Source organism: Nocardioides cavernaquae (genome assembly GCF_003600895.1).
Classification (GTDB): Bacteria; Actinomycetota; Actinomycetes; order Propionibacteriales; family Nocardioidaceae; genus Nocardioides; species Nocardioides cavernaquae.
In genome coordinates this window covers 1677284-1699920 of sequence record NZ_QYRP01000002.1, presented here as the reverse complement: position 1 = coordinate 1699920, position 22637 = coordinate 1677284, and the positions used below count along the sequence as shown (strand labels likewise).

24 protein-coding genes are annotated in these 22637 nt (G+C 68.6%); 1 reads left to right on the top strand and 23 read right to left on the bottom strand.

Annotated features, from left to right (window positions below; all coding sequences use genetic code 11):
• Nucleotide 1: 1 nt before the first annotated feature.
• The 14 genes from rplE to rpsJ form a co-directional block, all read right to left on the bottom strand.
• Nucleotides 2–562, bottom strand: a complete 561-nt coding sequence (rplE, locus tag D4739_RS08305) for a 50S ribosomal protein L5 (protein WP_120060179.1) — start codon at nt 560–562, stop codon at nt 2–4.
• On the bottom strand, nt 562–918 hold the full coding sequence (gene rplX / locus D4739_RS08300; protein WP_120060177.1) for a 50S ribosomal protein L24: 357 nt from the start codon (nt 916–918) through the stop codon (nt 562–564). Before rplX ends, rplE begins: the two co-directional genes overlap by 1 nt.
• Before the next feature lie 3 nt (nt 919–921).
• Nucleotides 922–1290 (bottom strand): 50S ribosomal protein L14, encoded by a 369-nt coding sequence (rplN, locus tag D4739_RS08295; protein WP_017932847.1) that lies wholly within the window; start codon nt 1288–1290, stop codon nt 922–924.
• A gap of 68 nt (nt 1291–1358) precedes the next feature.
• The gene (gene rpsQ, locus D4739_RS08290; RefSeq protein WP_120060176.1) at nt 1359–1637 is read right to left on the bottom strand and encodes a 30S ribosomal protein S17; all 279 of its coding nucleotides are present in this window, start codon (nt 1635–1637) and stop codon (nt 1359–1361) included.
• Entirely contained in the window at nt 1634–1870 is a 237-nt protein-coding gene (gene rpmC / locus D4739_RS08285; RefSeq protein WP_120060174.1) for a 50S ribosomal protein L29, read from the bottom strand. Before rpmC ends, rpsQ begins: the two co-directional genes overlap by 4 nt.
• Entirely contained in the window at nt 1870–2289 is a 420-nt protein-coding gene (rplP, locus tag D4739_RS08280) for a 50S ribosomal protein L16 (protein WP_120060172.1), read from the bottom strand. Before rplP ends, rpmC begins: the two co-directional genes overlap by 1 nt.
• A 5-nt stretch (nt 2290–2294) precedes the next feature.
• The gene (gene rpsC / locus D4739_RS08275) at nt 2295–3125 is read right to left on the bottom strand and encodes a 30S ribosomal protein S3 (protein WP_120060171.1); all 831 of its coding nucleotides are present in this window, start codon (nt 3123–3125) and stop codon (nt 2295–2297) included.
• Nucleotides 3125–3544, bottom strand: coding sequence for a 50S ribosomal protein L22 (gene rplV / locus D4739_RS08270; RefSeq protein WP_120060170.1), 420 nt, complete (start codon nt 3542–3544; stop codon nt 3125–3127). Before rplV ends, rpsC begins: the two co-directional genes overlap by 1 nt.
• The gene (rpsS, locus tag D4739_RS08265; protein ID WP_120060168.1) at nt 3541–3822 is read right to left on the bottom strand and encodes a 30S ribosomal protein S19; all 282 of its coding nucleotides are present in this window, start codon (nt 3820–3822) and stop codon (nt 3541–3543) included. The genes rplV and rpsS overlap by 4 nt, the downstream gene beginning before the upstream one ends.
• Before the next feature lie 5 nt (nt 3823–3827).
• Nucleotides 3828–4664, bottom strand: a complete 837-nt coding sequence (gene rplB, locus D4739_RS08260; protein ID WP_120060166.1) for a 50S ribosomal protein L2 — start codon at nt 4662–4664, stop codon at nt 3828–3830.
• Complete coding sequence (gene rplW / locus D4739_RS08255; protein WP_120060164.1) at nt 4664–4966, bottom strand: 50S ribosomal protein L23; 303 nt, start codon at nt 4964–4966, stop codon at nt 4664–4666. The genes rplB and rplW overlap by 1 nt, the downstream gene beginning before the upstream one ends.
• Nucleotides 4967–4968: 2 nt before the next feature.
• Nucleotides 4969–5823, bottom strand: coding sequence for a 50S ribosomal protein L4, sunset domain variant (gene rplD, locus D4739_RS08250; RefSeq protein WP_120060162.1), 855 nt, complete (start codon nt 5821–5823; stop codon nt 4969–4971).
• Nucleotides 5820–6479: a 50S ribosomal protein L3 gene (gene rplC, locus D4739_RS08245; protein ID WP_120060160.1), complete on the bottom strand. Its 660-nt coding sequence runs from the start codon at nt 6477–6479 to the stop codon at nt 5820–5822. The genes rplD and rplC overlap by 4 nt, the downstream gene beginning before the upstream one ends.
• An 11-nt stretch (nt 6480–6490) precedes the next feature.
• Complete coding sequence (gene rpsJ / locus D4739_RS08240; RefSeq protein ID WP_008360994.1) at nt 6491–6799, bottom strand: 30S ribosomal protein S10; 309 nt, start codon at nt 6797–6799, stop codon at nt 6491–6493.
• Nucleotides 6800–7224: 425 nt separating this feature from the next.
• Between rpsJ and D4739_RS08235 the strand changes: the two genes are divergently transcribed.
• On the top strand, nt 7225–8016 hold the full coding sequence (locus tag D4739_RS08235) for a family 16 glycosylhydrolase (protein WP_120060158.1): 792 nt from the start codon (nt 7225–7227) through the stop codon (nt 8014–8016).
• A 37-nt stretch (nt 8017–8053) separates the two neighbouring features.
• Here D4739_RS08235 and D4739_RS08230 read toward each other — a convergent pair whose 3' ends face one another.
• The 9 genes from D4739_RS08230 to pstC form a co-directional block, all read right to left on the bottom strand.
• Nucleotides 8054–8914 (bottom strand): phosphate ABC transporter ATP-binding protein, encoded by an 861-nt coding sequence (locus D4739_RS08230; protein WP_120060156.1) that lies wholly within the window; start codon nt 8912–8914, stop codon nt 8054–8056.
• Between the two features lie 19 nt (nt 8915–8933).
• Complete coding sequence (locus D4739_RS08225; protein WP_120060155.1) at nt 8934–9857, bottom strand: sortase; 924 nt, start codon at nt 9855–9857, stop codon at nt 8934–8936.
• Nucleotides 9854–11161, bottom strand: a complete 1308-nt coding sequence (locus D4739_RS08220) for an Ig-like domain-containing protein (RefSeq protein WP_120060153.1) — start codon at nt 11159–11161, stop codon at nt 9854–9856. Before D4739_RS08220 ends, D4739_RS08225 begins: the two co-directional genes overlap by 4 nt.
• Before the next feature lie 44 nt (nt 11162–11205).
• Nucleotides 11206–13134 carry a hypothetical protein gene (locus D4739_RS08215; protein ID WP_120060151.1) on the bottom strand — a complete coding sequence of 643 codons (1929 nt, stop codon included), beginning with the start codon at nt 13132–13134 and terminating at the stop codon, nt 11206–11208.
• An 84-nt stretch (nt 13135–13218) separates the two neighbouring features.
• On the bottom strand, nt 13219–14865 hold the full coding sequence (locus D4739_RS08210; RefSeq protein WP_120060149.1) for an Ig-like domain-containing protein: 1647 nt from the start codon (nt 14863–14865) through the stop codon (nt 13219–13221).
• Nucleotides 14866–14914: 49 nt separating this feature from the next.
• Nucleotides 14915–16102 (bottom strand): hypothetical protein, encoded by a 1188-nt coding sequence (locus D4739_RS08205; protein WP_120060147.1) that lies wholly within the window; start codon nt 16100–16102, stop codon nt 14915–14917.
• Between the two features lie 93 nt (nt 16103–16195).
• Nucleotides 16196–18634: a hypothetical protein gene (locus D4739_RS08200; RefSeq protein ID WP_120060145.1), complete on the bottom strand. Its 2439-nt coding sequence runs from the start codon at nt 18632–18634 to the stop codon at nt 16196–16198.
• Nucleotides 18631–21438, bottom strand: coding sequence for a phosphate ABC transporter permease PstA (gene pstA, locus D4739_RS17025; protein WP_220699257.1), 2808 nt, complete (start codon nt 21436–21438; stop codon nt 18631–18633). The genes D4739_RS08200 and pstA overlap by 4 nt, the downstream gene beginning before the upstream one ends.
• Nucleotides 21438–22433 (bottom strand): phosphate ABC transporter permease subunit PstC, encoded by a 996-nt coding sequence (gene pstC, locus D4739_RS08185; protein ID WP_220699256.1) that lies wholly within the window; start codon nt 22431–22433, stop codon nt 21438–21440. Before pstC ends, pstA begins: the two co-directional genes overlap by 1 nt.
• Nucleotides 22434–22637 lie beyond the last annotated feature (204 nt).

Here is a 22637-nt window from a genome sequence, read left to right as displayed (position 1 = left end):
GTCAGTTCTCCTTGAACGGGAAGCCGAGCTGCTTGAGCAGCGCGCGGCCCTGGTCGTCGGTCGTGGCGGTGGTCACGATGGTGATGTCCATGCCGCGCGACCGGTCGATCCGGTCCTGGTCGATCTCGTGGAACATGACCTGCTCGGTCAGACCGAAGGTGTAGTTGCCACGGCCGTCGAACTGGCCCGGGTTCAGACCACGGAAGTCGCGGATACGCGGCAGCGCGAGCGACAGCAGGCGGTCCAGGAACTCCCACATGCGGTCGCCACGCAGCGTGACGTGCGCGCCGATCGGCATGCCCTCACGCAGCTTGAACTGCGCGATGGACTTGCGGGCCTTGGTGACCTGCGGCTTCTGGCCGGTGATCGCGGTGAGGTCCTTGACGGCACCCTCGATCAGCTTGGAGTCGCGAGCAGCCTCGCCGACACCCATGTTGACCACGATCTTGGTCAGGCCGGGAACCAGCATGACGTTGGGAAGCTCGAACTCGGTCTTGAGCGCGGGGATGATCTCCGCGCGGTACCGGGTCTTCAGCCGAGGCTGGATCTTGGTCTCAGACATCAGATCTCCTCCCCCGTCTTGCGGGAGACACGCACCGAGCGCTGCACGGTGTACGTCGAACCGTCGGGGCGCTTCTTGGTGCCCTCGACCTTCTTGAAGCCAACGCGGGTGACGCCGTCACCCTCGACGAGCATCACGTTGGAGACGTGGATCGGGGCCTCAACGGTCACGATGCCACCAGTGTTGCCCGAGCCGGTGTTGACGACCTTCTCGTGCTTCTTGATCTGGTTGACGCCTTCGACGATCACACGGTCGTCCTCACGGAGAACCTTGAGGACCTTGCCCTGCGCGCCCTTGTCCTTGCCGGCGATGACCTTGACGGTGTCACCGGTCTTGATGTTGATGCTCTTAGCCATGGCTCACAGCACCTCCGGAGCAAGGGAAATGATCTTCATGAACTTCTTCTCGCGCAGCTCGCGGCCCACCGGGCCGAAGATGCGGGTACCGCGGGGCTCGCCGTCGTTCTTGAGAATGACAGCGGCGTTCTCGTCGAAGCGGATGTAGGAACCGTCGGGACGACGGCGCTCCTTGACGGTCCGGACGATGACAGCCTTGACGACGTCACCCTTCTTCACGTTTCCACCCGGGATCGCGTCCTTGACGGTGGCGACGATGACGTCCCCGATGCCGGCGTAGCGTCGACCAGAGCCACCGAGAACACGGATGCAAAGGATTTCCTTCGCACCGGTGTTGTCGGCGACCTTGAGTCGCGACTCCTGCTGGATCATTGATTTCTCCTGGTTGTCGTGCCGGTTCTCAGGGCCTCACGGGCACTGAGCCTGGCCGAACTAGTGGGTTACTTGGCCTTCTCGACGATGGAGACGACGCGCCAGCGCTTCGTCGCCGACAGCGGCCGGGTCTCCATGATCTGGACCCGGTCGCCGATGCCGCACTCGTTCTTCTCGTCGTGCGCCTTCAGCTTGCTGGTGCGACGCATGACCTTGCCGTAGAGGGCGTGCTTGACACGGTCCTCGACGACAACGACCACGGTCTTGTCCATCTTGTCGCTGGTGACGAGGCCCTCGCGGACCTTGCGCGCGGTGCGCTCCTCGGGGGTAGCGTTCTGCTCGCTCATGCCTGGGGCTCCTCGTTGCTAGCACCCGGGTTCGACCGAATGCCGAGCTCGCGCTCACGCACCACGGTGTAGATCCGGGCGATGTCCTTCTTGACCGTGCGGAGACGACCGTGGCTCTCCAGCTGACCGGTGGCAGCCTGGAAGCGCAGGTTGAACAGCTCTTCCTTCGCCTCACGGAGCTTGGACTCGAGGTCGACGTTGTTCAGGTCGTCGAGTTCAAAAGCGGTAGCCATCAGAACTCACCCGCCTCTCGCGAGATGAAACGGCACTTCATCGGGAGCTTGTGCATCGCGCGGCGCATGGCCTCGCGGGCAACTTCCTCAGAGACACCAGAAAGTTCGAACATGACACGGCCGGGCTTGACGTTGGCGATCCACCACTCCGGCGAACCCTTACCGGAACCCATGCGGGTCTCGGCAGGCTTCTTGGTGAGGGGACGGTCCGGGTAGATGTTGATCCAGACCTTGCCGCCACGCTTGATGTGACGGGTCATCGCGATACGAGCGGACTCGATCTGACGGTTCGTCACGTAGTGGCCCTCGACCGCCTGGATGCCGAAGTCGCCGAAAGCGAGCTTCGTGCCACCCTTGGCCGCACCCGTCCGCTTGGGGTGGTGCTGCTTGCGGTGCTTGACACGACGGGGCATCAGCATGGTGCTCAGGCCTCCTGACCGGTGGTAGCCGCAGCCTCGACCGGAGCTGCCTCGACGGCAGGGGTCTCGGAAGCGGGAGCCTCGGCGCGGTCGCCGCGGGTCGGGCGGTCGCCGCGGGAACCGCGGGTCGGACGCTCGCCACCACGGGCCGGACGGCCACGGCCGGGCGCACCGGCACGGGCAGCAGCCTGGGCCTCACGCTCGGCGCGGGTGCCCGCAACCTCGCCCTTGTAGATCCAGACCTTCACGCCAATGCGGCCGAAGGTCGTCTTGGCCTCGTAGAAGCCGTAGTCGATGTCGGCACGCAGCGTGTGCAGCGGAACGCGACCCTCGCGGTAGAACTCGGTGCGCGACATCTCGGCGCCGTTGAGGCGGCCCGAGCACTGGATCTTGATGCCCTGGGCACCAGAACGCATCGAGGTCTGGATGGCCTTCTTCATCGCGCGACGGAACTGGACGCGGCCGGAGAGCTGCTCAGCAACGCCCTGGGCGACAAGCTGCGCCTCGATCTCGGGGTTCTTGACCTCGAGGATGTTCAGCTGGACCTGCTTGCCCGTGAGCTTCTCGAGCTCGGTGCGGATGCGGTCGGCCTCGGCGCCACGGCGACCGATCACGATGCCCGGACGCGCGGTGTGGATGTCCACACGGACGCGGTCGCGGGTGCGCTCGATCTCGACCTTGGCGATGCCGGCGCGGTCCATGCCCTTGCCCAGCAGCTTGCGGATGGCGACGTCTTCACCGACGTACGCGGAGTACAGCTTGTCGGCGTACCAACGGGACTTGTGGTCCGTCGAGATGCCGAGGCGGAAGCCGTTCGGGTGGATCTTCTGGCCCATCAGGCAGTCCGTCCCTTCTTGATCGCGTCAGCCGGCTGCACCACGAGGGTGATGTGGCTCGTGCGCTTGTTGATGCGGGTGGCGCGGCCCTGGGCACGGGGGCGCCAGCGCTTCATGGTCGGACCCTCGTCGACGCGGGCAACGGAGACAACGAGGTCGGCTGCGGACAGGCCCTCGGTGGTCTCGGCGTTGGCGATCGCGCTCTCGAGGACCTTGTAGATCGTCTCGGACGCGGCCTGCGGCGCGAACTGCAGCAGGGCCAGGGCGTCCTGGACGGGAAGACCACGGACCATGTCGACGACACGGCGGGCCTTCATCGGGGTGATCCGCACGAAGCGGGCAGTCGCGAAGGCGCCCGGCTGGTCGCCGAGCAGCGAGGTGCGACGCGCGCTGGTGCTGATGCGCTCAGTGGCGGTCATCGACGGCGTCCCTTCCGGTCTTCCTTGACGTGACCCTTGTAGGTGCGGGTCGGGGCGAACTCGCCCAGCTTGTGACCGACCATTGCGTCGGACACGAAGACCGGAACGTGCTTGCGACCGTCGTGCACCGCGATCGTGTGTCCGATGAAGGACGGCAGGATCATGGAGCGGCGCGACCAGGTCTTGATGACGTTGTGCGTGCCCTTCTCGTTCTCGGCGTCCACCTTCTTGAGGAGGTGGCCGTCGACGAAGGGGCCCTTCTTCAGGCTGCGAGGCATGTCAGTTACTTCCTACCCTTGCCGGACTTGCGGCGGCGAATGATCTGGGAGTCGCTGGCCTTGCGCTTGCGCGTGCGGCCCTCGGCCTTGCCCCAGGGGGAGACCGGGTGACGACCACCGGAGGTCTTACCCTCACCACCACCGTGCGGGTGGTCGACCGGGTTCATGACGACACCGCGGACGGTCGGGCGGACACCCTTCCAGCGCATACGGCCGGCCTTGCCCCAGTTGATGTTCGACTGCTCGGCGTTGCCGACCTCGCCGATCGTGGCGCGGCAGCGAACGTCGACGAACCGCATCTCGCCCGAAGGCATGCGGAGCGTGGCGCGGGAACCCTCACGGGCGACCAGCTGCGCGGAGATGCCGGCGGACCGGGCGATCTTCGCGCCGCCGCCGGGACGGAGCTCGATGCAGTGGATGGTCGAACCAACCGGGATGTTGCGGAGCGGCAGGTTGTTGCCCGGCTTGATGTCGGCGTTGACGCCCGACTCCAGGACGGTGCCCTGCTCCACACCCTTCGGCGCGATGATGTAGCGCTTCTCGCCGTCTGCGAAGTGCAGCAGCGCGATGCGAGCGGTGCGGTTGGGGTCGTACTCGATGTGAGCGACCTTGGCCGGCACGCCGTCCTTGTCGTAGCGACGGAAGTCGATGATCCGGTACGCACGCTTGTGACCGCCACCGATGTGCCGGGTGGTGATCCGGCCCTGGTTGTTGCGGCCACCAGACTTCGGGAGCGGACGCGTGAGCGACTTCTCCGGCGTCGTGCGGGTGATCTCGACGAAGTCGGCGACCGACGAGCCACGACGGCCCGGCGTAGTCGGCTTGTACTTGCGGATAGCCATCAGGCCTGACCTCCGAAGATGTCGATGCGGTGGCCCTCAGCGAGGCTGACGATCGCGCGCTTGGTGTCCTTGCGCTTGCCGAGACCATTCTTGGTGCGACGGGTCTTGCCCGTGCGGTTCAGCGTGTTGACCGAGGTCACCTTGACGCCGAAGACCTTCTCGACCGCGATCTTGATCTCGGTCTTGTTCGCGTCCGGGTGCACCAGGAAGGTGTACTTGTTCGCGTCGAGGAGCGCGTAGCTCTTCTCGGACACGACCGGGGCGAGCAGGACGTCGCGGTGGTCCTTGTGCAGGGTGCTCATGCTCAGGCCTCCTTCGAGCCGGCGCGCTTGAAGCCAGCGGCCTCGGCGTCGTCGGCAGACTTGAAGTAGAACTCGGCGACCGTCGCGTCGTACCACTGGCCGTCAGGCTCGTGGAACAGACCGGAGTCAGCGTTGCCCTTGATGTCGTAGCCCTTGGGCGCGCCACCGCTCTTCAGCGGAGCCTTGGCACCAGCCGGGAGCTCGGCCGCGGGGGCCTCAGCGACGACAGGAGCGGCAACGGCAGTCGGCTTGGCCTCGGCCTGGTCGGCCTTCGGCGAGACGAACGCGTCGTAGGCACCCTTGGTGAAGACCACGTCGTCGGACAGCAGCACGTCGTACGTGTTGAGCTGGTCGACGGCGATGATGTGGACGCCCGCTGCGTTGCGCAGGGACAGCCAGGTCACGTTGTCGCCACGCTCGAGCACGACCAGGAACTTGACGCGCTCGGTGAGAGCGGTCAGGGACGCGATCGCGGCCTTCGTCGACGGCTTGTCGCCACCGACGAGCGAGTCGACCACGTGGACGCGGCCGTTGACGGCGCGGTCCGACAGGGCGCCCTTGAGCGCCGCGGCCTTCATCTTCTTGGGGGTGCGCTCGCTGTAGTCACGCGGCACGGGACCGTGCACGACGCCACCACCGGCGAACTGCGGCGCGCGGGTCGAGCCCTGGCGGGCGCGACCGGTGCCCTTCTGCTTGTAGGGCTTGCGGCCACCGCCACGGACCTCTCCGCGGCTCTTGACCTTGTGCGTGCCCTGACGAGCAGCGGCCTGCTGCGCGACGACGACCTGGTGGATCAGCGGGATGTTCGGCTCGACACCGAAGATCTCGGCGGGGAGCTCGACGTTCAGCGTGCTCACTGGACGGCCTCCTTCTTGACTGCGGAGCGGAGGACCACGAGGCCGCCCTTGGGGCCGGGAACGGCACCCTTCAGGAGGATCAGGCCCTTCTCGGCGTCGACGGCGTGGACCGTGATGTTCTGCGTGGTCACAGCGTCGCCACCCATGCGGCCGGCCATGCGCATGCCCTTGAAGACGCGACCGGGGGTCGCGCAGGCACCGATGGAACCGGGCTTGCGGTGGTTGCGGTGGGCACCGTGGGAAGCGGAGACACCGTGGAAGCCGTGACGCTTCATGACACCGGCGAAGCCCTTGCCCTTGCTGGTGCCCGTGACGTCGATCGTGTCGCCAGCGGCGAAGACCTCGGGGCTGAGCTCCTGGCCCGCGGCGTACGCCGAGGCGTCAGCGGTGCGGATCTCGACGATGTGACGACGGGGCGTCACACCCGCCTTGGCGAACTGGCCGGCTTCCGGCTTCGTCACCTTGCGGCCGTCGATCTCACCGAAGCCGACCTGGATGGCGTTGTAGCCATCGGTCTCGGACTTGCGGATCGCGGTCACGACGTTGGTCGCGGCGGCAATCACGGTCACGGGGACGACCTTGTTGTTCTCGTCCCAGAGCTGCGTCATGCCGAGCTTGGTGCCCAGCAGACCCTTTACGTTGCGTTCGAAAGTCATCTAGATCTACCTCAGAGCTTGATCTCGATGTCGACGCCGGCAGGCAGGTCGAGTCGCATGAGCGAGTCAACCGTCTTCGGCGTCGGGTCGATGATGTCGATGAGGCGCTTGTGGGTGCGCATCTCGAAGTGCTCGCGCGAGTCCTTGTACTTGTGGGGCGAGCGAATGACGCAGTAGACGTTCTTCTCGGTCGGCAGCGGCACGGGGCCGGCGACCTTCGCACCCGTGCGGGTGACGGTGTCCACGATCTTGCGCGCCGAGGTGTCGATCACCTCGTGGTCATAGGCCTTGAGCCTGATGCGGATCTTCTGTCCCGCCATAGGTCTCTCTCGTCCTCTTCTGTCGTACCGGCGTCGCGCCGGCACTGCGTTCTGTGTCGAGATCGGCTCCGGGTGAGGCCGTCCCGCCTGCTGTTCCCCACCCCGTCCGACCCCCGCGGTCGGGCGTGTCGCGCGTATTCGACGCAAAACGGCACAGACCCGGGTAGGTCATTCGGTGTTGTTGGTGGTGTCCGACCGGTTTGTCGGACTGAATCGGGTCTCCTGGTCGGTGCGGCCACACGCCAACGACCGATTGCATCTCAGGAGAAGCGATTCAGAAGTCAAGATGTGGCGCACCCCGGCAACCCGCCGGAGCAACCGGACTATCTTGTCAGAGTTCTGCCAGAGCGCCAAATCGTGTGGGCACTACCGGCTGCGTCACATCAAGTCGCGCATTTTGAGGCGTGTCGCCTACGGTGCTGGACATGTTTGCCCACCGCACCAGTCGACGTCTCGGCGCCCTCGCGGCCGCCGTCCTCCTCCTCTCCACCACCGCGCCGAGCGAGGCCCACCACGCTGGCTCAGCCCCCGGCCCGGTCAACGCACAGACCACCTTCGGGTGGGGCAAGCCGATCTGGCAGGACGACTTCGTCGGTGGCCTCAAGCCGATCTGGCGCAAGACCGGCCGCGGCACGGTGCGCAACCAGAACGGCATGCTCACCCTCAACACGACCCGGGTCGGCAGCATCAGCGCCACGCTGGCTCGACCGGGCGCGAAGACCGGCCGGTGGGAGATCCGTCTCCGTTCGCGCCGCTACGCGACGTCGGCCGCCAACTACACGGTCCGCACGGAACTGGTGCCGGTCCCCGCGCTGGCCGACCACTGCGGCGCACGCAACATCGTCTTCGAGGGGTACAAGCTCGGAAGCAACACGGCCAACCTGCGCATCCGCAACCTTCCGAACCGCTCGTTCGATGCGAAGACCCCCGGGATGAACCTCGGCAACGACCGCTGGCACACGTTCGGCGTCGAGGTCACCGCCAACCGCATCAGCTGGTACGTCGACGGGCACGTGTTGCGGACCGAGAAGCGCCCCGAAGCCCTCTCCGGCATCCCGTTCACGGTGAAGTTCACGATGGCTGCCGTGCCGGGCAAGGCCATGAACCAGAGCCGGATGCAGATGGACTGGCTGCGCCAGTACGACCTCGCCAAGTGGAACGGCCGCTCCACCGCAGCGCCGCTCACGACGCCCGGCACCTTCGCGGGAGCCTGCTGACCGCTCCCCCTCCCCCGTTGCGGAGGACCCGACCGGATCAGCCGAAGCGGCCCTCCACGTAGTCCGCCGTGCGCGGATCAACGGGCGCGCCGAAGACCCGGTCGGTCGGCCCTTCCTCCACAATGCCTCCGGGCCGCTTGTCTTCCGCGAGGAAGAAGGCACAGCGGTCGGAGACCCGCTGCGCCTGCTGCATGTTGTGCGTGACGATCACGATCGTGACCTCGTGCACGAGGTCACGGATGGTCTGCTCGATCCGGTTCGTGGAAGTCGGGTCGAGGGCCGAGCAGGGTTCGTCCATGAGCAGCACCTTCGGCCGCACGGCGAGGGAGCGTGCGATGCACAGGCGTTGCTGCTGCCCGCCGGAGAGCGCCCCGCCGGTGTCTCGGAGCCGGTGCACGACCTCCGTCCACAGCCCTGCCTTCGTGAGGCACTCCTCCACCAGGTCGTCCTTCGCATCGCGGGACAGGCGCTGCCCGGTCAGCTTCCGGCCGCTGAGCACGTTGTCGTAGATCGACATCGTCGGAAACGGGTTGGGCTTCTGGAAGACCATGCCCACGGCAGCCCGTGCGTCCGTGAGGCGCCGCCGCGCGTCGTACAGGTCGTGGCCGTCGAGCAGCACCTCGCCTGCCATCGATGCGCTCGGGACCAGCTCGTGCATCCGGTTCAAGATCCGGAGGAAGGTCGACTTGCCGCAGCCCGACGGGCCGATCAGGGCGGTCACCTCACCGGCGCGCATGGTCAGCGAGACGTCCTCGAGCACGCGGTGCTCGCCGAACCAGGCGGAGACCTGCCGGGCGTCGAGGCCCGACTGACCACCCGGGCGGGCGTGCTCCGTGCCTTCGGTCGAGGGTGCCACTGGCACCACCGGCAGCGTGATCGTGTGGTCAGAGGCGGTCATGGGGTCCTCGGGTTGTCCGTCACGTGAGGTTCGGCAGGAGCTGCAGCGAGTAGTGGGCGACCTGCAGCGCGGGCAGGGTGAGGACGGGCACGGTGACGATCCAGACCTGCCAACGACCCCAGGTCGTGCCGATCCACGCTGCGGCCGCCACCACGAGGAGCAGCAGCTGCGCCCACAGGAGCAGCGGGAGCAACGTGCCGGTGTCGCCCTTCATCAACCCTTCGCCGTCTGCGAGCGCGGCCGTGCCGAACGCACGCTCGGGAGAGGGGACGACCTGGGAGACCTGGACAGCGTCGACATAGACGACCGCCTCGGGAAGGAACGGCCTCCCGGCTGCAGTCGCCAGCACCAGTCGAGCCTTGCCGGCCGCCACAGGGAGCACCCGCTCCCCCGCATGCCGCACGTCGCTGACCTTGTAGGCATGGGATCCCTGGCCGGTGGCGACCTTGATCTCGTCGCCGCGGCGCAGGTCGTGGATCCGGCTGAAGACGCCGCCGTACATCGCCTGCCGGCCGAAGATCAGGGCGGCACCGGCCTGCCCGGGAAACGCGGTGTCACGACGATGGCCGGGGCCGTCGGCAAGCACACCGGCCGTCGTGCCCTCGAAGACCACCTCGCGCAGGTTGATGGCGGGGATGGTCAGGACCGCGACCGGTCGGCCGGGCACCGTGACCTCACCGTTCGCGTCCATCTGCCCGATCGGCGCCTCCCCCTTGGCCAGATCCGTGCGCAGCTGCTCGTAGGTGAGCTTCTGTGCGCGCGCGTGGCGCACGTCGCCGATCACGGTTGCCTCCGCGAGAAGGCAACCGAGCAGCAGCGTCACCACGGTGAGCGCGGAGCTCACCATGGCGACGCCCTGCGGGACCGGTCGCACAGGGCGCGCGGGACGGACCCGGGCTCCCCGTGCGACCGGCTTGGTGCGTTCGAGCAGGGCTTGGATCACGCGACGGTCCTGCGCGCCGACATGGCCACGCCGTTGGCGTAGCCCGCCCTCTTCGCAGTCACGCCACACGAGATCCCCTTGCGGCGGTCGAGGCGAGTGAGCGTGTAGGTGCGGGCGGTCTTGCCCACCAGCCGCACACCGTTGCGGTGCCAGGTGTAGGAGTACGACGTCGCGGTCGGGCTCCACGTGCCAGGAGAACAGCTGACGACCCGGCCGACGCGCATGGTTCCCATCACCTTGGGAGCCGTCAGGCGCCTCAGGGCCGGCCCGATGGCCACGGTCTTCGCCGCGCTCGAACGCTCGAGCACCCGCCCGTTGCTGGTCACCTTCACCCGGCAACCGATGCTCGCCTTGTACCAGGTGCTCGGGATCGTGACGGACTTCGTGGCGACCGACTGGACGACCCCGTTCTTGAGCCACGAGATGGCCTGGGTGCCACCGACGGAGGTCGCACACGTGACGGCCGAACCGACCCGCACGGTGCCCGTGATGGCGGGCACGCCGACCACGACGTACGCGAGCGGTGCCGACACGGACGCGGCGTACGACGCGGGGTCTGCAGGGGTGAAGACGGCTGTCAGGTTGTCGTTGCCTGCGGTGAGGACCATCGCGGGCGAGGTGGCCGTGCCGCCGGAGACCGCCACCGGCGTGCCGAGGTTGGCGGTGCCGCGCCTGAACTGGACCGTGCCGGCCGGGGCCGGGGCGTCGGTGGCGGCGACGGTTGCGGTGAGCGTGGTGGCTGCGCCGGAGGCGACCGGGTCGAGCGGCGTCGCCGCCAGGGTGGTCTGGGTGGCCACGGCCTGGCTCTGCTGGGCATAGGTCAGGTTGTAGTCGCCCGCGACACCAGTGTTGGTCACGTTGAGGATCGCGTCGAAGGTGCCGAGGCGCTCGAACCCGGAGAAGTCGGTGCAGACGAAGCGGTAGGTGTAGGCACCTTCCGGGTCGGTCACCGACTGCTGCGCGAACGACGCGCTCAGCGGCTCGCTGACCTCGACGCCGTAGCCCGATCCGTTGGGCGTCGCGTCCGTGAGCGGCTTCGTGGACGTCGTGAAGACACCCTCGGCTCCCGGCTCGCCAGTGATCCGGGGGCCCGAGAGCTCGGTGTAGAAGGAGACCGAGCCCTGCGGGCAGGCCGCAGGCGTCGTGACGAACAAGCCGGTGTCCTGGTGGCCGGTCGCCGGGATGACGCTGAGGTTGCCGACGCTCACCGCCTGGGCGCCGGGAGTGAAGGCGAGCATCGAGGCCGGAACGCACACCGCCAGCGCGGCAGCGCCCAGCCGTGCACGCCTGTCGAAACTGAACATGGAAGGGCTCCTCAGATAGGTGAAGCGAATCGGACCAGGCCCGGTCAGGCCTGGGGACGTGAGGCGTAGAGCCAGGCGAAGACGCCGCCCAGCAGGAGCACCCCGAGGCCGATCAGCGACCAGGAGGTGCGGGTCATGCCGCCGGTCGACCGGTCGGCGTCGGCTGCAGCGGCTTCAGCCGCGGTTGCGGCGACATCGGCATCCGCCCCAGCGGCACCGGGACCACCCGCCGACGGGTCTCCCGCGGAGGCGCCGGCACCAGCAGGGTCCGCGCCCGTCGTGCCGTTCGAACCGGCTGCGCCCGCGCCGGCCATCGCGCCGGCCTCGGACCCGCCATGGGGACCCGTCTTCCTGGTGACGGGCGGCAGCATCCGCCAGTGCGTCGGGTCACTGAACGCGATCTTGACGACGTAGTCGCCATAGCTGTGGTCGTAGTGCTCAGCGGTGATGCACTGCAGACGGAACGTGTAGGTCCCGTCGAGCTGCGCGGACCCTCCTTGGGAGGCCATCAGGTTGGACATGCTGTCGATGACGTAGCCGACGAACGGCTGGTCCATCGCAGGCGCGACCGTGTTGGAGATCGCGATCGCCCCTTCCTTCGGAAGGCCCTTGCCGGTCACCCAGGCGATCATGTTCGTCGCCGGCGCGGGACAGCCACCGGACGTCTTGATCTCGAACGGCACGTCGGCGGTGCCCTTCGGGGTCGATGTCGTGGCACGCCAGGTCTCGGCATCCTCAGCGTGGGCGGCGGGAGCAATGCCGATCAGGAGCGCGACCAGGGCGACGGCACCGGCGCCGGCGCTGCGCAGCGCGATCCGCGGCGAGACGCTCACGGCCTCCGGAGCCTGTTCGGCCGCGGGTGCGGCCGGGGTGTCGGGGCCGCCGGCGCGACGGGCACGGCGGCCACCGGGGCCACCGTCGCCGGTGCGGTTGCCCTTGCGGACGCGTCGCCACACGACGTACGCGGCGATGAGGAGGAGCAGTACGCCGAGCGCGACGACGAGCAGCCACCACCAGGCGGCGACCTCGACCTCGGCCGTCGTCGGGTCCGGCTTCTCCGGCAGCTCGCGGTCGACACCGGAGGGCTGGAGGCTCACCCGAGCGGTGAGCGGGCCGACGCTGAAGACGTCAGGGACGACCTGCTCGACGGCGAGCGCACCTCCGGGCAGGAGGTCGTTGATCCGTTCGCCCTTCGCGGTGACGACGCCACGGCCGAACGAGCGGTCGAGGGCGAGGGCGGGGTCCGCGCTGAGCCGGACGTTGCCGGTGTTGCGGACCGTGTAGGAGATGCGTACGTCGCCGCGGCCGGTCGGCGACCACGCGCCGTCCCACTCCGCCGTGAGGTCCTCCACCTCGAGGCCCGGCTGGATCTGCCCCGGGACCCGCAGCATCATCTTGAGTGCGACCCGGTGCTCGACGGCGACCGGTTCGGCCTTCTCGCCCTTTCTCGGCTTGCCCTCCGCCATCAGCGACATCACCATGGCGCCTGCGTAGTCGCCGGGCTCGGCACCCTTCGGCACCCCGAGCTGGAACGGAACGGTCCGGGTCGAGCGGGGAGGCAGCTTGACCACCGGCTCACCGATGGACACCCACGAGCTGAGCACGGTCGGGGGCGTGTTGGTCGGCTGGACGATGAAGGCGTTGGAGCCCTGGCTCGTCGCGGCCCGCGCGAGGAGCCGGACCGTCACAGGCTTCAGGCTGTAGTTCGAGACCGACACGTAGTCGACGACCAGCCCGCCGGGGAGCAGCTCGTACTGATAGTTGCCCCGGTCGTCGAGGCCCTTCTTGGTCGCTGTCGTGATGCCGACAGTCATCGTGTTGCGCTCGTCGGCCCTGGTGCCGGATTCGTCATCCGCACGCGCCGGGGTCATCCACGACGTGGCGAGCAACAGCGCCAACAGCGGGAGAAGGAGGAGGGCCAGGGTCTGGTGGCGCGAGAACACGGAGCGGGCGGTCACGAGCTGGGCATTCACGAGAGGACTTCCTGGTGTGGTCGGGCGGTGCAGGTGAGGGCGCCCGAGCGCCCCCACCTCACTGCATTACGAGAGTGGTGCTGGTCAGCCCTGACCGACGACCGTGATGGTGAGGGTCGACGAGTAGTCGTTGCCCGCCAGCGTCTCGGTCGGGATCTTCAGGGTGAGGTCGGCACCGAGGTACGCCGTGCCGTTACCGGCGTCGTCCAGCGCGTGCGCGAAGTCGCGCGGAGCACCGAGGCCGCTGCCCGAGGTCGCACCGGCGAACTGCAGGTCGGACGCGGCGGTGCCACCGAGGACGAAGCCCACGTGGTTCGGGGACAGCGCGGACGTGGCCGGAGCGACCAGGTCCGTGGCGAGCTTCGGCGTCCAGCCGAGGTTGAACGCGCTGATGGTGTCGGCACCGACGAAGTCGGTGGCCATGCCGGTGGCGATCCAGCCCATGTCACCCGAGCGGGTGTCGGTGACCTTGAAGGTGTCGAGCTCGCCCGACGCGGTCAGCAGCGAACCCGACGGGTCCATGGCCGCAACACCGAGGTCGACGAGGCCGTCCTCCCAGCCAGCGACCGAGATCGTCAGCGCACCGGCGGGGACGTCGACCAGGATCTCCTGGTCAGCGGAGACGACCTCGACCAGCGAGGCGTCGACGATGTGCGACGCGGGAGCGGAGGTGGACCCGTTCACGTTGGCCGCGTTGGTCGGCAGGAACTCGGCCGTGACGGCGTACGTTCCGGCCGGGAGACTCGTGGTCAGCTCGGCGGCGCCGGCCGTGACGGCAACTGCGCCGCTCCGGTTGACTCCGTCGACCTTGAACTGGACGCTACCGGCGTGGCCGCCGCCCACCGTGGCCGAGAAGACCGACGAAGCCGGCTCGTCGACACCGGTGTTGGTGGAGACCGCGACCGACGACGAGGCCTTGGCAACGGTCAGCGCCGCGGCCGAGGACGTCGAGGCGTTGAAGCCGTTGCCGCCCGAGTAGTCCGCGATGATGTTGTGCGAACCGGCACCGAAGTTGCTGGCGGTGTACGACGCGCCACCGGCAGCGGAGACCGCGACCGGGGAACCGAGGTTCACCGGGGCGATCGGGCCGGCGCCGTCGACGTCGTCCTTGAACTGGATCGAGCCGTTGATGGCCTCGCCCGAGGCCGAGTTGACGTCAGCGTTGAACGTCACCGAGCTGCCGAACGTGGACGTGGCCGGACCACTCACGGTGGTGGTGGTGTTCTCGGCCGGGACGACCGCGGCGTACGTCGCGACGAACCGCGTCGCGGAGCTCGTGTCGGCGTCGGGGGTGAAGTTCACGACCTGCGTGAACTCGCCGACCTCCTCGAAGAAGTCCGGGCCGACACACGCCAGGCGCAGGTTGTAGGCGCCCGTCGGCTGCGGGATGTTCGCGGCCTCGAAGAGGCTGTCGAACGGGTTCTGGACCGTGAACTCCATGTGGTCGCCGACCTGGGCGGACGACGGCGGGATGAACCCGTTGAGGACACCGACCTCCTCCGTCATGCCGGGGCCCGACATGTAGAGGTTGACGCCGGAGTAGCCCGTCGGGCAGACCTGGCCCGCGAGGGTCTTGGCGGTCAGGCCGATGGCCGTCGTACCCGTGGAGGGCACGATCCGCATGTCGCCCAGGTGCGTGGCCGCGTGGGCGGTCGTGGTGGTCATGGTGATGGTCGCTGCTGCGACGGCGCCAGCGGCGGCCGCGCCGAGAATGCTCTTCTTGATGCTCATCAGACTTTTTCCGTTTCAGGAGTGAAGGAGATTGCTCGAAGAGGGGTGATCACTGCGGGTTGATGATCGAGCCGGTGCCACAGGTGGAGATCGGCGCGAAGCCGAACTTCTTGATGACGTCGGCGCGCTGGCAGATCAGCGAGGTGTTCGCGGCACCCGGGTCGGTGTCGACGAAGACCAGGGTGGCCAGCGGGTTGTTGACCGCCGTGTGGGCAGCGTCGCCGCGCTTGGTCGGGACCGCGTTGTAGACCGTGCGGGTCAGCTTCGATGCAGCACCCTGGGTGATGGTCTCGGCGGGGCCGAAGGACGCGCTGAGCTCCATCGGGTGAGCGACGATGCCGTTGGTCTGGATGATCGAGCCGAGCATGCTGGGGCCACGCTGGTCGGACGGCGCGGAGCCACCCATCTGCGAGATCCACTGCGCCACGGAGACCGGGGCGATCTGGTTGGTCTTCAGGAAGCGCAGGTCGTGCTCCTGGAGCGGGCTGCCGCCACCGCGGGCGCTGCCGTCCACCTGGTCGGAGACGCACGGGAGAGCACCGGTGACCGCGAGGTCGGCCTCGGTCAGACCCACCATGCCGAGCCACGAGGAGCGGGTGCCCGAACCGGCCTGGGGGATCAGCGCCTTGCGGGCCGGAGTCGCGCCCGTGAAGCCACCGAAGGTGCAGTGGTAGATGTCGTACAGGTTCTGGCGCGACAGCTGACGGGGGATCGACGTCGCGCGGTTGACGGCGAAGCCCAGCGAGTCGGTCGCGAGCTGCACGGCCTGGACCTCGACGCCGCCGAGGTTGCCGGCGGACGGGTTGCTCGAGGAGCGGGAGAAGTCGAGGCAGTTCTCGACGGCCGTGGCAGGGGTGAAGGCGTCTCGGAGCGCCTTCTGGCCGTTGCCGGAGCCGTTCGGCCGGGTGCCGACGACGTACGCACTGTCGGGGGTCGGGTTGCCCGTGTAGTCACAACCCACTGCCCGCGACTTGAAGCCGAGGGCACTCTTGGCGTCCCAGGAGGCGATGAGCTTCTGGTCGGGCGTGGCGGGGTTGCCGTCGTGGTCTCCCACGACGGCCTCGGCGAGGCCGTTCATGAGCAGGTCGGTCGTATCCGAGCCGACGCCCTGGAGCGGACGCTCGTATGCGTTGGCCGGCGGGGCCGACGGATCCGCAGTGGCGACTCCGGCACCGAAGAGGGTGCCAGCCGCGCTCAAGCCGACCACGGCGAGAGCGAAGCGCTTGCTAACCTTCATGGTGATCCTTCTGTAGAGGGGTTGTGTGCCAAGGGGGCTTGCTTCCTTGGCGGCCGACGGGATTAGGCCCCCGCCGGAGCTTGAGGTGGTGGTTCACCCGGCCTTGCGTCGGGTGAGCCACCACGGCACGAGTGGCCGTGCGATTCCGGCGACGAGCATCAGCGCCAAGATGATCGGCAGCAACCACCGAACCGGCCCGACATGGGTCGCCGGGGTCTGCGCCGAGGCGAGCTGCTGCCCTGCGAACTGGCCGGCCTGGGTGGCCGGATCCGGACCTGCGGCCTGTACGACGTCGCCGCCGGGCACGCCGGGACCGAGCGCACCGTCGGCGGGCGACACGGGATTGTTCTCGCCGTCACCACTGCCATCGGGGTCTTCGCCATCCCCGCCGCCGTCGCCGTCGCCGTCGGGCTGGGCGGTGCCGCCCTTCTCGATCTTCGTGGCGGCCATCAGGGCCTGCGCCCGGAGCGCCGGCGTGAGCGGGACGTAGCCCTCGGGCAGCTGACCGGGCGCCTCGCCCTGGACCTGGCCGGGCCCGGTGGCGAAGCGGAGGAACTCGGCGTACGCCTTGGCATCGGCCGACCGGATCTCCCCCGGGGCCGTGGCGGCGTAGCTGATCGAGGTGAGGGGGTAGGCCGAGGCGACCTCGGAGGTCGGGTCCATCTCGACCACGCCGTCGACCTCGGTGTCCTTCATCGCCATCAGGGCCGAGGTCATGGTGAGCTCGGTCGGAGCGACGTACTTGCCGTGCGCGTTCCGGAGCCGGGCCATCGGGAGCTGGTAGCGCGCGGCGGTGCCCGTGTCCACGATGGCCAGCGCCGCGCGCCGACCGGCCGGCTGCGCGGCCGCCGGCCTGTAGCGCTGGCTGGCGTCGTCCCAGATCTCCGTCAGGTCCTGACCGCGCGCGGTCGCACGCGCCGCGGTGTGCAGGTCGTTCGCATAGGGCGCGACCTGCGTCGTGCACTTCGGAGCCTGGGTGGTGACGAACACCTGGCAGGTCGGGTCGTACTTCGGGAACTCGGTCTGGTCCAGGACCATGCCGCGGTAGTAGCGGTTGACCTTCATGCCCCACTTGTCCGGCGTGCCGGCCACGAAGGCGGCGGCGTCCTTGTCGGAGGCGATCCACCCCCAGACCGCGTGGTTCGCGTCGGCGTTCTCGAACGGCGTGATCACCGACGGCAGCGACCCGAAGTAGTCGAGGTGCTCGAACTCCGGGTTGAGGCTGACGAACTCCGGGTCCTTGGCGAGCGTGAACGGGTTGTCCGCGACGTACTCCCCCGGTCCGGCGACGGCGGCCCGGTAGGACTGGGTGAGCAGCTTGGCGACCAGGCGGGCATTGAGCTTGAGGTCGAGGACACGCGTGCCGACCCGGGCGAGTACGTCGGGTGGGGCGGTGTAGCCGGACCCGGAGCGCGGGCTGCGCTCGATGACGTAGGCGATGCCGATGCCGCTCACGGCAAGCGGCGAGTGCACGACCTCGCGGTCGTCGGTGATCGATGCCGCCTCGACCGGCCGGGTGAACACCGAGAGCCACGGCTCGTCGGAGAGCACCTGGCCACGGGCGAGGTCGTCACCCTGCTGGGTGTAGCTGAAGAGCAGTCCCTCGTCGGCGCAGAGCGCGGGCTGCCACCGGCTCACGGCTTCGACGACGTCCTCGTGGCCGATCAGGTGCCGCTCGGACGCGCCGATCGGGCAGGCGAGGCCGACCGGTTCGAACTCGAGCCTGAAGCTCAGCGCGTTGCGGAAGTTCGAGGTGATCAGCGGTGAGGTCAGGAGCTGGCCACCGACCTCGGCGAAGGTGCGGCCGTCGACCTCCAGGTGGTCCCGCGGGACCACGACCAGCCAGCACTTGCGGGGTCCGGTCGTGACGACGGCGCCGCAGCCGAGTCCGTGCGACTCCCGTGCGGTCTGGATCTCGAAGTACTCGGTGCCAGCACCATCGGCCGATGTCCGGCCGTAGGGGATCTCGTTGGTGGTGCCGGTGTTGAAGAAGCTCGAGCGCGGTGACGTCTCGGTCTTGCCGGTCACCGACTGGAACGGGATCGTCCGGTACTCGCCATAGCCGGGCTTGATCTGCTCGTCCTGATCGATGAGGTCGTTGCCGGTGTTCTCGATGATCCGGCTTGCGGTCTGCCCGCCACCGAGACCCTGGCCGATGTAGGCGCCGAACTGGCACTTCTCGCGATCGGGCGCATCGCCGTCACCCCAGCACTGCATGATCTGCAGGTAGTTGGCGTCGTAGGACGCACCGGCGCGCGACGGCGCAGCTCCGGTCCAGCTGACCTTGACCACCTGGTCGCGCAGGTGCTCGGTCTGGCTGACGGTGACCTTCAGGTCCTCGAAGCGGCCCGTCCCCCGCATCGTCTCCGACGAGTCCACGCCATCCCCGACCGCGGTCCGCGGCGCAAGGGCGACCTTCTCCCCCGGTACGACGGTCCCGGCGGTCGCCGGGAACATCGCGGCACACGCAACGAGGGCGAGCAGGCCCGCGCCCGCCCGGCCTGCGACCCGGGTTGCACGGGTGCGGTTCATCGCCGACCTCCCCGCGGCCGGATTGCGTGGCCGACGAGCGGCGGGACCAGGATCACCAGCAGCAGCACGAGGCCTGCGAGGACCATGAGCAGGGTCTGCATCCGGTTGACGTGGCTGGCGGCCAGGTTCACGGTGCCCGAGGCGACGTCCGTGGCGGCCGCAGCATCAGCGCCGCCGGGTGCGGCCGCGCTGATCAGCTGGCCGGTGGCGGGGTCGATCGCCGCGGCCGCTCCCGCGTCGGGGGCTGCGCCAGGAGCCGGGGCGCCGGTCGGGGTGCCCCCTCCGGCGTCCGGGTCGGCGTCGCCACCACCCGGGTTGTTGCCACCGCCGGTGCCGGGGACCTCGTGGTTCACGACACCCTCCACGCACTGGGTCGCGCCCTGCCGGTCGCAGGCGGCCGGCTGCGGGGCGTTCGCGACCAGCACGTTGCGACCACCCGCGAAGGTCGGGTTGTTGCACTTGTCGAGGTTCTGGTTCTTCACGACCGCGCCGGGGATCCGCTTGATCTGCGCCATGCCCGCGATGACCAGCTCCTTCGGCAGCGGCGAGTAGCCGAGCCGCGGTGCCTGCTGCTGCCCCTCGCAGAGGAAGTAGTCGGCGAACGCGGCGAGCGTGCGCCCGTGCTCCTCGCTGAAGCCGTTCTCCACCGCCGTCGGCAGGATCATGTAGCTGTAGCTCGAGAGCGGGTAGCTGCGGGGATCACCGTGGGTGTAGACCTCGTCGAGGATCTGGGTGAGGTCGTCCGGGTCGATCTTGGCCTTCTGCAGCGCGATCGCCACGTTGTACGCCGTCGGGCCGACGTAGTAGCCGGCCTGGTTGAGCACCTTCACCGCGGGGAAGCCCGCGTTGAGCGCGTAGGAGTACTCGACGTACGTGATGGTGCCCTCGTTCTGCTCCTGCTTGACGAAGCCGGCGACGCCGAGCGAACCGTTCTGCGCGACGGTCTTGCTGCCGGGGATCACCGGGTAGTTCGAGGTGACACCGCACGGCGTGCTCCTGCCGGCGGCTGCGCAGTAGGAGTTCCAGGTCGCGCTCTGCCGCTTGCTCATCCAGGTCGTGAACTGGGCGGTCGAGCCGGAGCCGTCGGAGCGGACCACCGGCACGACCTCGCGAGCCGGGAGACTGATCGCCGGGTTGTCCTTCTTGATCGCCGGGTCGTTCCACATCGTGATCTTGCCGGTGAAGATCTTCGCGATGACCTCCCCGGACAGGCGCAGGTTGGTGACCCGCTTGCCGCCGACCTTGAGGTTGTACATGAGCGCGGTGCCGCCGGCCACGATCGGCATGTAGGCGTGCTTGCGCTGCGGCGGCTGGTCGTAGTTGCCGCCGTCCTTGATCCCGTAGGGGATCTCGGAGACGGCGAAGTGCACGCTGCCCTGGGCGAACTGCTGACGACCGATCGAGGAGCCGGACCCCTCGTAGGTGACCTTCATGCCGTACTGGGCGACGTTGCGCCGCCACTGGTCGACGGCGTTCTGGCTCCAGGAGGATCCGGCACCGTTGATCGGCGCGTAGCTGTCGGCGTACGCCGGGCGCGCGGCCGGACCGCCGGCCACACCGACCAGTCCCGCAGCCAGAGCGACCACCAGCCCGGCCGCCGTACCGCGGGCTGCGAAGCGCCGGGCGTCGCGCTTCGAGGCGATCCGCCGCTTGCGGCGCGTGCGCGCGGTCTCCTGCCCCGGCGCCCGGCCCCCGACCAGGCGCGCCAGGAGAAACAGGAGCAGCACGAGCGCGAGGAGCGTGACCGCGGCACCGAAGCCCCGCTGGATCTGCGTCTCGTACGGCTGCTTGACCAGGTCGTAGACGGCCAGGGGCAAGGACACCTGCGGTCCCTCCAGGAGGTTGGTGTTGATCCGGGGTGACAGGCCAGCGGTGAGCAGGACAGGCGAGGTCTCGCCGATCCCGCGGGCGGTGCCGAGAATGACCGCGGTCGTCAGGCCCGACCGGGCTGTGGGGAGCACGACGTGGAAGACCGTGCGCCAGCGACTCGTCCCCAGCGCGTACGACGCCTCGCGCAGGTTGGCGGGCACGAGACGGATCACGACGTCGGCCGCGCGGATGATGATCGGCAGCATCATCACGCTGATCGCGAGCGAAGCGGCGAGGCCGCACTTCTCGTTGCCGAGCGCGAGGATGAAGGTCGCGTAGATGAACAGGCCCGCCACCACCGAAGGCAGCGCCGTCATAGCCTCGACGATGGTCCGCACGAAGCGGGCCAGCCGACCGGGGAACTCGTTGAGGAAGATCGCGCAGGTGATGCCGAGCGGCACCGTGATCACCAGCGCCACCCCCATCTGCATCAGGGTGCCGATGGCCGCGTGCGCGATGCCGCCCTTGTTGAGCGGGTCGAGAGCCGCCGTCGTGTTGAGGTCCTCGAGGAAGAAGTTGCGGTGTCCGAGTGCGTCGAGCGATCCCTCGACGGTGAAGCCGACGATGAGCACGAGGACACCGACCAGCAGGCCAGCGATCGACCACGCGATCGCGGCCGCGAGGCGGTCCTTGACGATGGTCGCCGGCTCGTCGAGCGAGACCAGCAGGGCGTAGAAGCCGAGGAAGAGGACGAACGCGACCGCCGCGAAGCCGAACGCACTGCTCAGCGGCGTCAGCACCCAGAAGAGCAGGCCAGTGGTCGACATGGCGCTCGCTGCGGCTCCGAGCACCGCGAGCCAGTCGGAGCGGCGTACGCCGGAGAGCTTGCGTCGTTCCGGGTCGACCGGCGGCCCCTGCACCGGAATCGTGGTGGTCCCGGGCTCGACCGGTGACGCGCCGTGGGCTGCCTGCGGCGTGGGGGTCATCGTTGTCATCAGGTGCTCTCCGCGCCTGAGCGGCTGCGGGCGACGACCGTCGCAGCGGCGAAGTTGATCACCAGCGTGACCACGAAGAGGGCCAGGCCGGCCGCCATGAGGGCGGACAGGGCCAGGGCTCCCGACTCGGCGTAGTCCTTGGCGATCAGCGAACTGATCGTGCTGCCGCCCGACTTCAGGATGTTGGGCTGGATGGCGATCACGAAGTTGAGGATCATCAGCACCGCGATGGTCTCGCCGAGCGCACGACCGAGGCCCAGCATCGTGCCGCCGATCATCGCGCCCTTGCCGAACGGGAAGACGACCGCGCGGACCATGCCCCAGCGCGTCGCGCCGAGGCCGAGGGCGGCTTCACGCTCGCCCACGGGCGCCTGCGCGAACGCCTCGCGCATCACGGAGCACATGATCGGCGTGATCATGAAGGCGACCACGATGCCGGCGAGGAAGATCGACGACTTGTACGCGGTGATGTTCTCGAGCGGGTTCGACGGATCCGAACCGGGGACGTCGAGGAACGGGATCCACCCGAACCAGGTCGAGAGCCATCGGGCGACGGTGTAGACGTGGTTCTGCAGGAAGAGGAAGCCCCAGAGCCCGTAGATCACGGAGGGTACCGCGGCCATCACGTCCACCAGCGTGATCATCGGACGCTCGAGCCCGCTGGGTGCGTACTCCGAGATGAAGACGGCCGCACCGACGGCGAGCGGGAAGGCGATCAGGACCGCGATCACGCCGACCGAGATGGTGCCGAGCATGACGCCTGCGATGCCGAACTTCCCGTCGCCGGGGTTCCAGATCTCGGTGGTGAGGAATGACCAGCCGGCGATCTCGATCGCCTGTGCTGCCCGAATGGCCAGGAAGACGCCGACGAGAGTCATGATCAGCAGCACCGCGACGCCGCTGGAAGTGGCGATCGCCCGGAAGGCGATGTCACCGCCGACCGGGCGTGAGGCAAGGGTGCGGCGTCCCCCGAGAGCCGCGTTTGGTGCAGTCACGATTCGTTGTCCAGTTGCCTTAGATGTTGCCGCACAACGGCGTTCGCATTGCCGCTCTGGCCCCCACGGACCGTGAGAAACCTAAGCCGTTCTGCCTTCCTGAGGACCGGATGAGCCCGTGAACGATCGCCCAACATTGCCTTGACTCAGGAAGAAGGCGGCACCGTCCACGCGACAGCCTGTGGAGAACCCCGGACGTTCACC

Excerpts from the sequence above, each read along its gene's own strand:
- rplE (WP_120060179.1), bottom strand. The coding sequence starts at position 562 with ATGTCTGAGACCAAGATCCAGCCTCGGCTGAAGACCCGGTACCGCGCG.
- rplX (WP_120060177.1), bottom strand. The coding sequence starts at position 918 with ATGGCTAAGAGCATCAACATCAAGACCGGTGACACCGTCAAGGTCATC.
- rplN (WP_017932847.1), bottom strand. The coding sequence starts at position 1,290 with ATGATCCAGCAGGAGTCGCGACTCAAGGTCGCCGACAACACCGGTGCG.
- rpsQ (WP_120060176.1), bottom strand. The coding sequence starts at position 1,637 with ATGAGCGAGCAGAACGCTACCCCCGAGGAGCGCACCGCGCGCAAGGTC.
- rpmC (WP_120060174.1), bottom strand. The coding sequence starts at position 1,870 with ATGGCTACCGCTTTTGAACTCGACGACCTGAACAACGTCGACCTCGAG.
- rplP (WP_120060172.1), bottom strand. The coding sequence starts at position 2,289 with ATGCTGATGCCCCGTCGTGTCAAGCACCGCAAGCAGCACCACCCCAAG.
- rpsC (WP_120060171.1), bottom strand. The coding sequence starts at position 3,125 with ATGGGCCAGAAGATCCACCCGAACGGCTTCCGCCTCGGCATCTCGACG.
- rplV (WP_120060170.1), bottom strand. The coding sequence starts at position 3,544 with ATGACCGCCACTGAGCGCATCAGCACCAGCGCGCGTCGCACCTCGCTG.
- rpsS (WP_120060168.1), bottom strand. The coding sequence starts at position 3,822 with ATGCCTCGCAGCCTGAAGAAGGGCCCCTTCGTCGACGGCCACCTCCTC.
- rplB (WP_120060166.1), bottom strand. The coding sequence starts at position 4,664 with ATGGCTATCCGCAAGTACAAGCCGACTACGCCGGGCCGTCGTGGCTCG.
- rplW (WP_120060164.1), bottom strand. The coding sequence starts at position 4,966 with ATGAGCACCCTGCACAAGGACCACCGCGACGTCCTGCTCGCCCCGGTC.
- rplC (WP_120060160.1), bottom strand. The coding sequence starts at position 6,479 with ATGACTTTCGAACGCAACGTAAAGGGTCTGCTGGGCACCAAGCTCGGC.
- rpsJ (WP_008360994.1), bottom strand. The coding sequence starts at position 6,799 with ATGGCGGGACAGAAGATCCGCATCAGGCTCAAGGCCTATGACCACGAG.
- D4739_RS08235 (WP_120060158.1), top strand. The coding sequence starts at position 7,225 with ATGTTTGCCCACCGCACCAGTCGACGTCTCGGCGCCCTCGCGGCCGCC.
- D4739_RS08230 (WP_120060156.1), bottom strand. The coding sequence starts at position 8,914 with ATGACCGCCTCTGACCACACGATCACGCTGCCGGTGGTGCCAGTGGCA.
- D4739_RS08220 (WP_120060153.1), bottom strand. The coding sequence starts at position 11,161 with ATGTTCAGTTTCGACAGGCGTGCACGGCTGGGCGCTGCCGCGCTGGCG.
- D4739_RS08210 (WP_120060149.1), bottom strand. The coding sequence starts at position 14,865 with ATGAGCATCAAGAAGAGCATTCTCGGCGCGGCCGCCGCTGGCGCCGTC.
- D4739_RS08205 (WP_120060147.1), bottom strand. The coding sequence starts at position 16,102 with ATGAAGGTTAGCAAGCGCTTCGCTCTCGCCGTGGTCGGCTTGAGCGCG.
- D4739_RS08200 (WP_120060145.1), bottom strand. The coding sequence starts at position 18,634 with ATGAACCGCACCCGTGCAACCCGGGTCGCAGGCCGGGCGGGCGCGGGC.
- pstA (WP_220699257.1), bottom strand. The coding sequence starts at position 21,438 with ATGACAACGATGACCCCCACGCCGCAGGCAGCCCACGGCGCGTCACCG.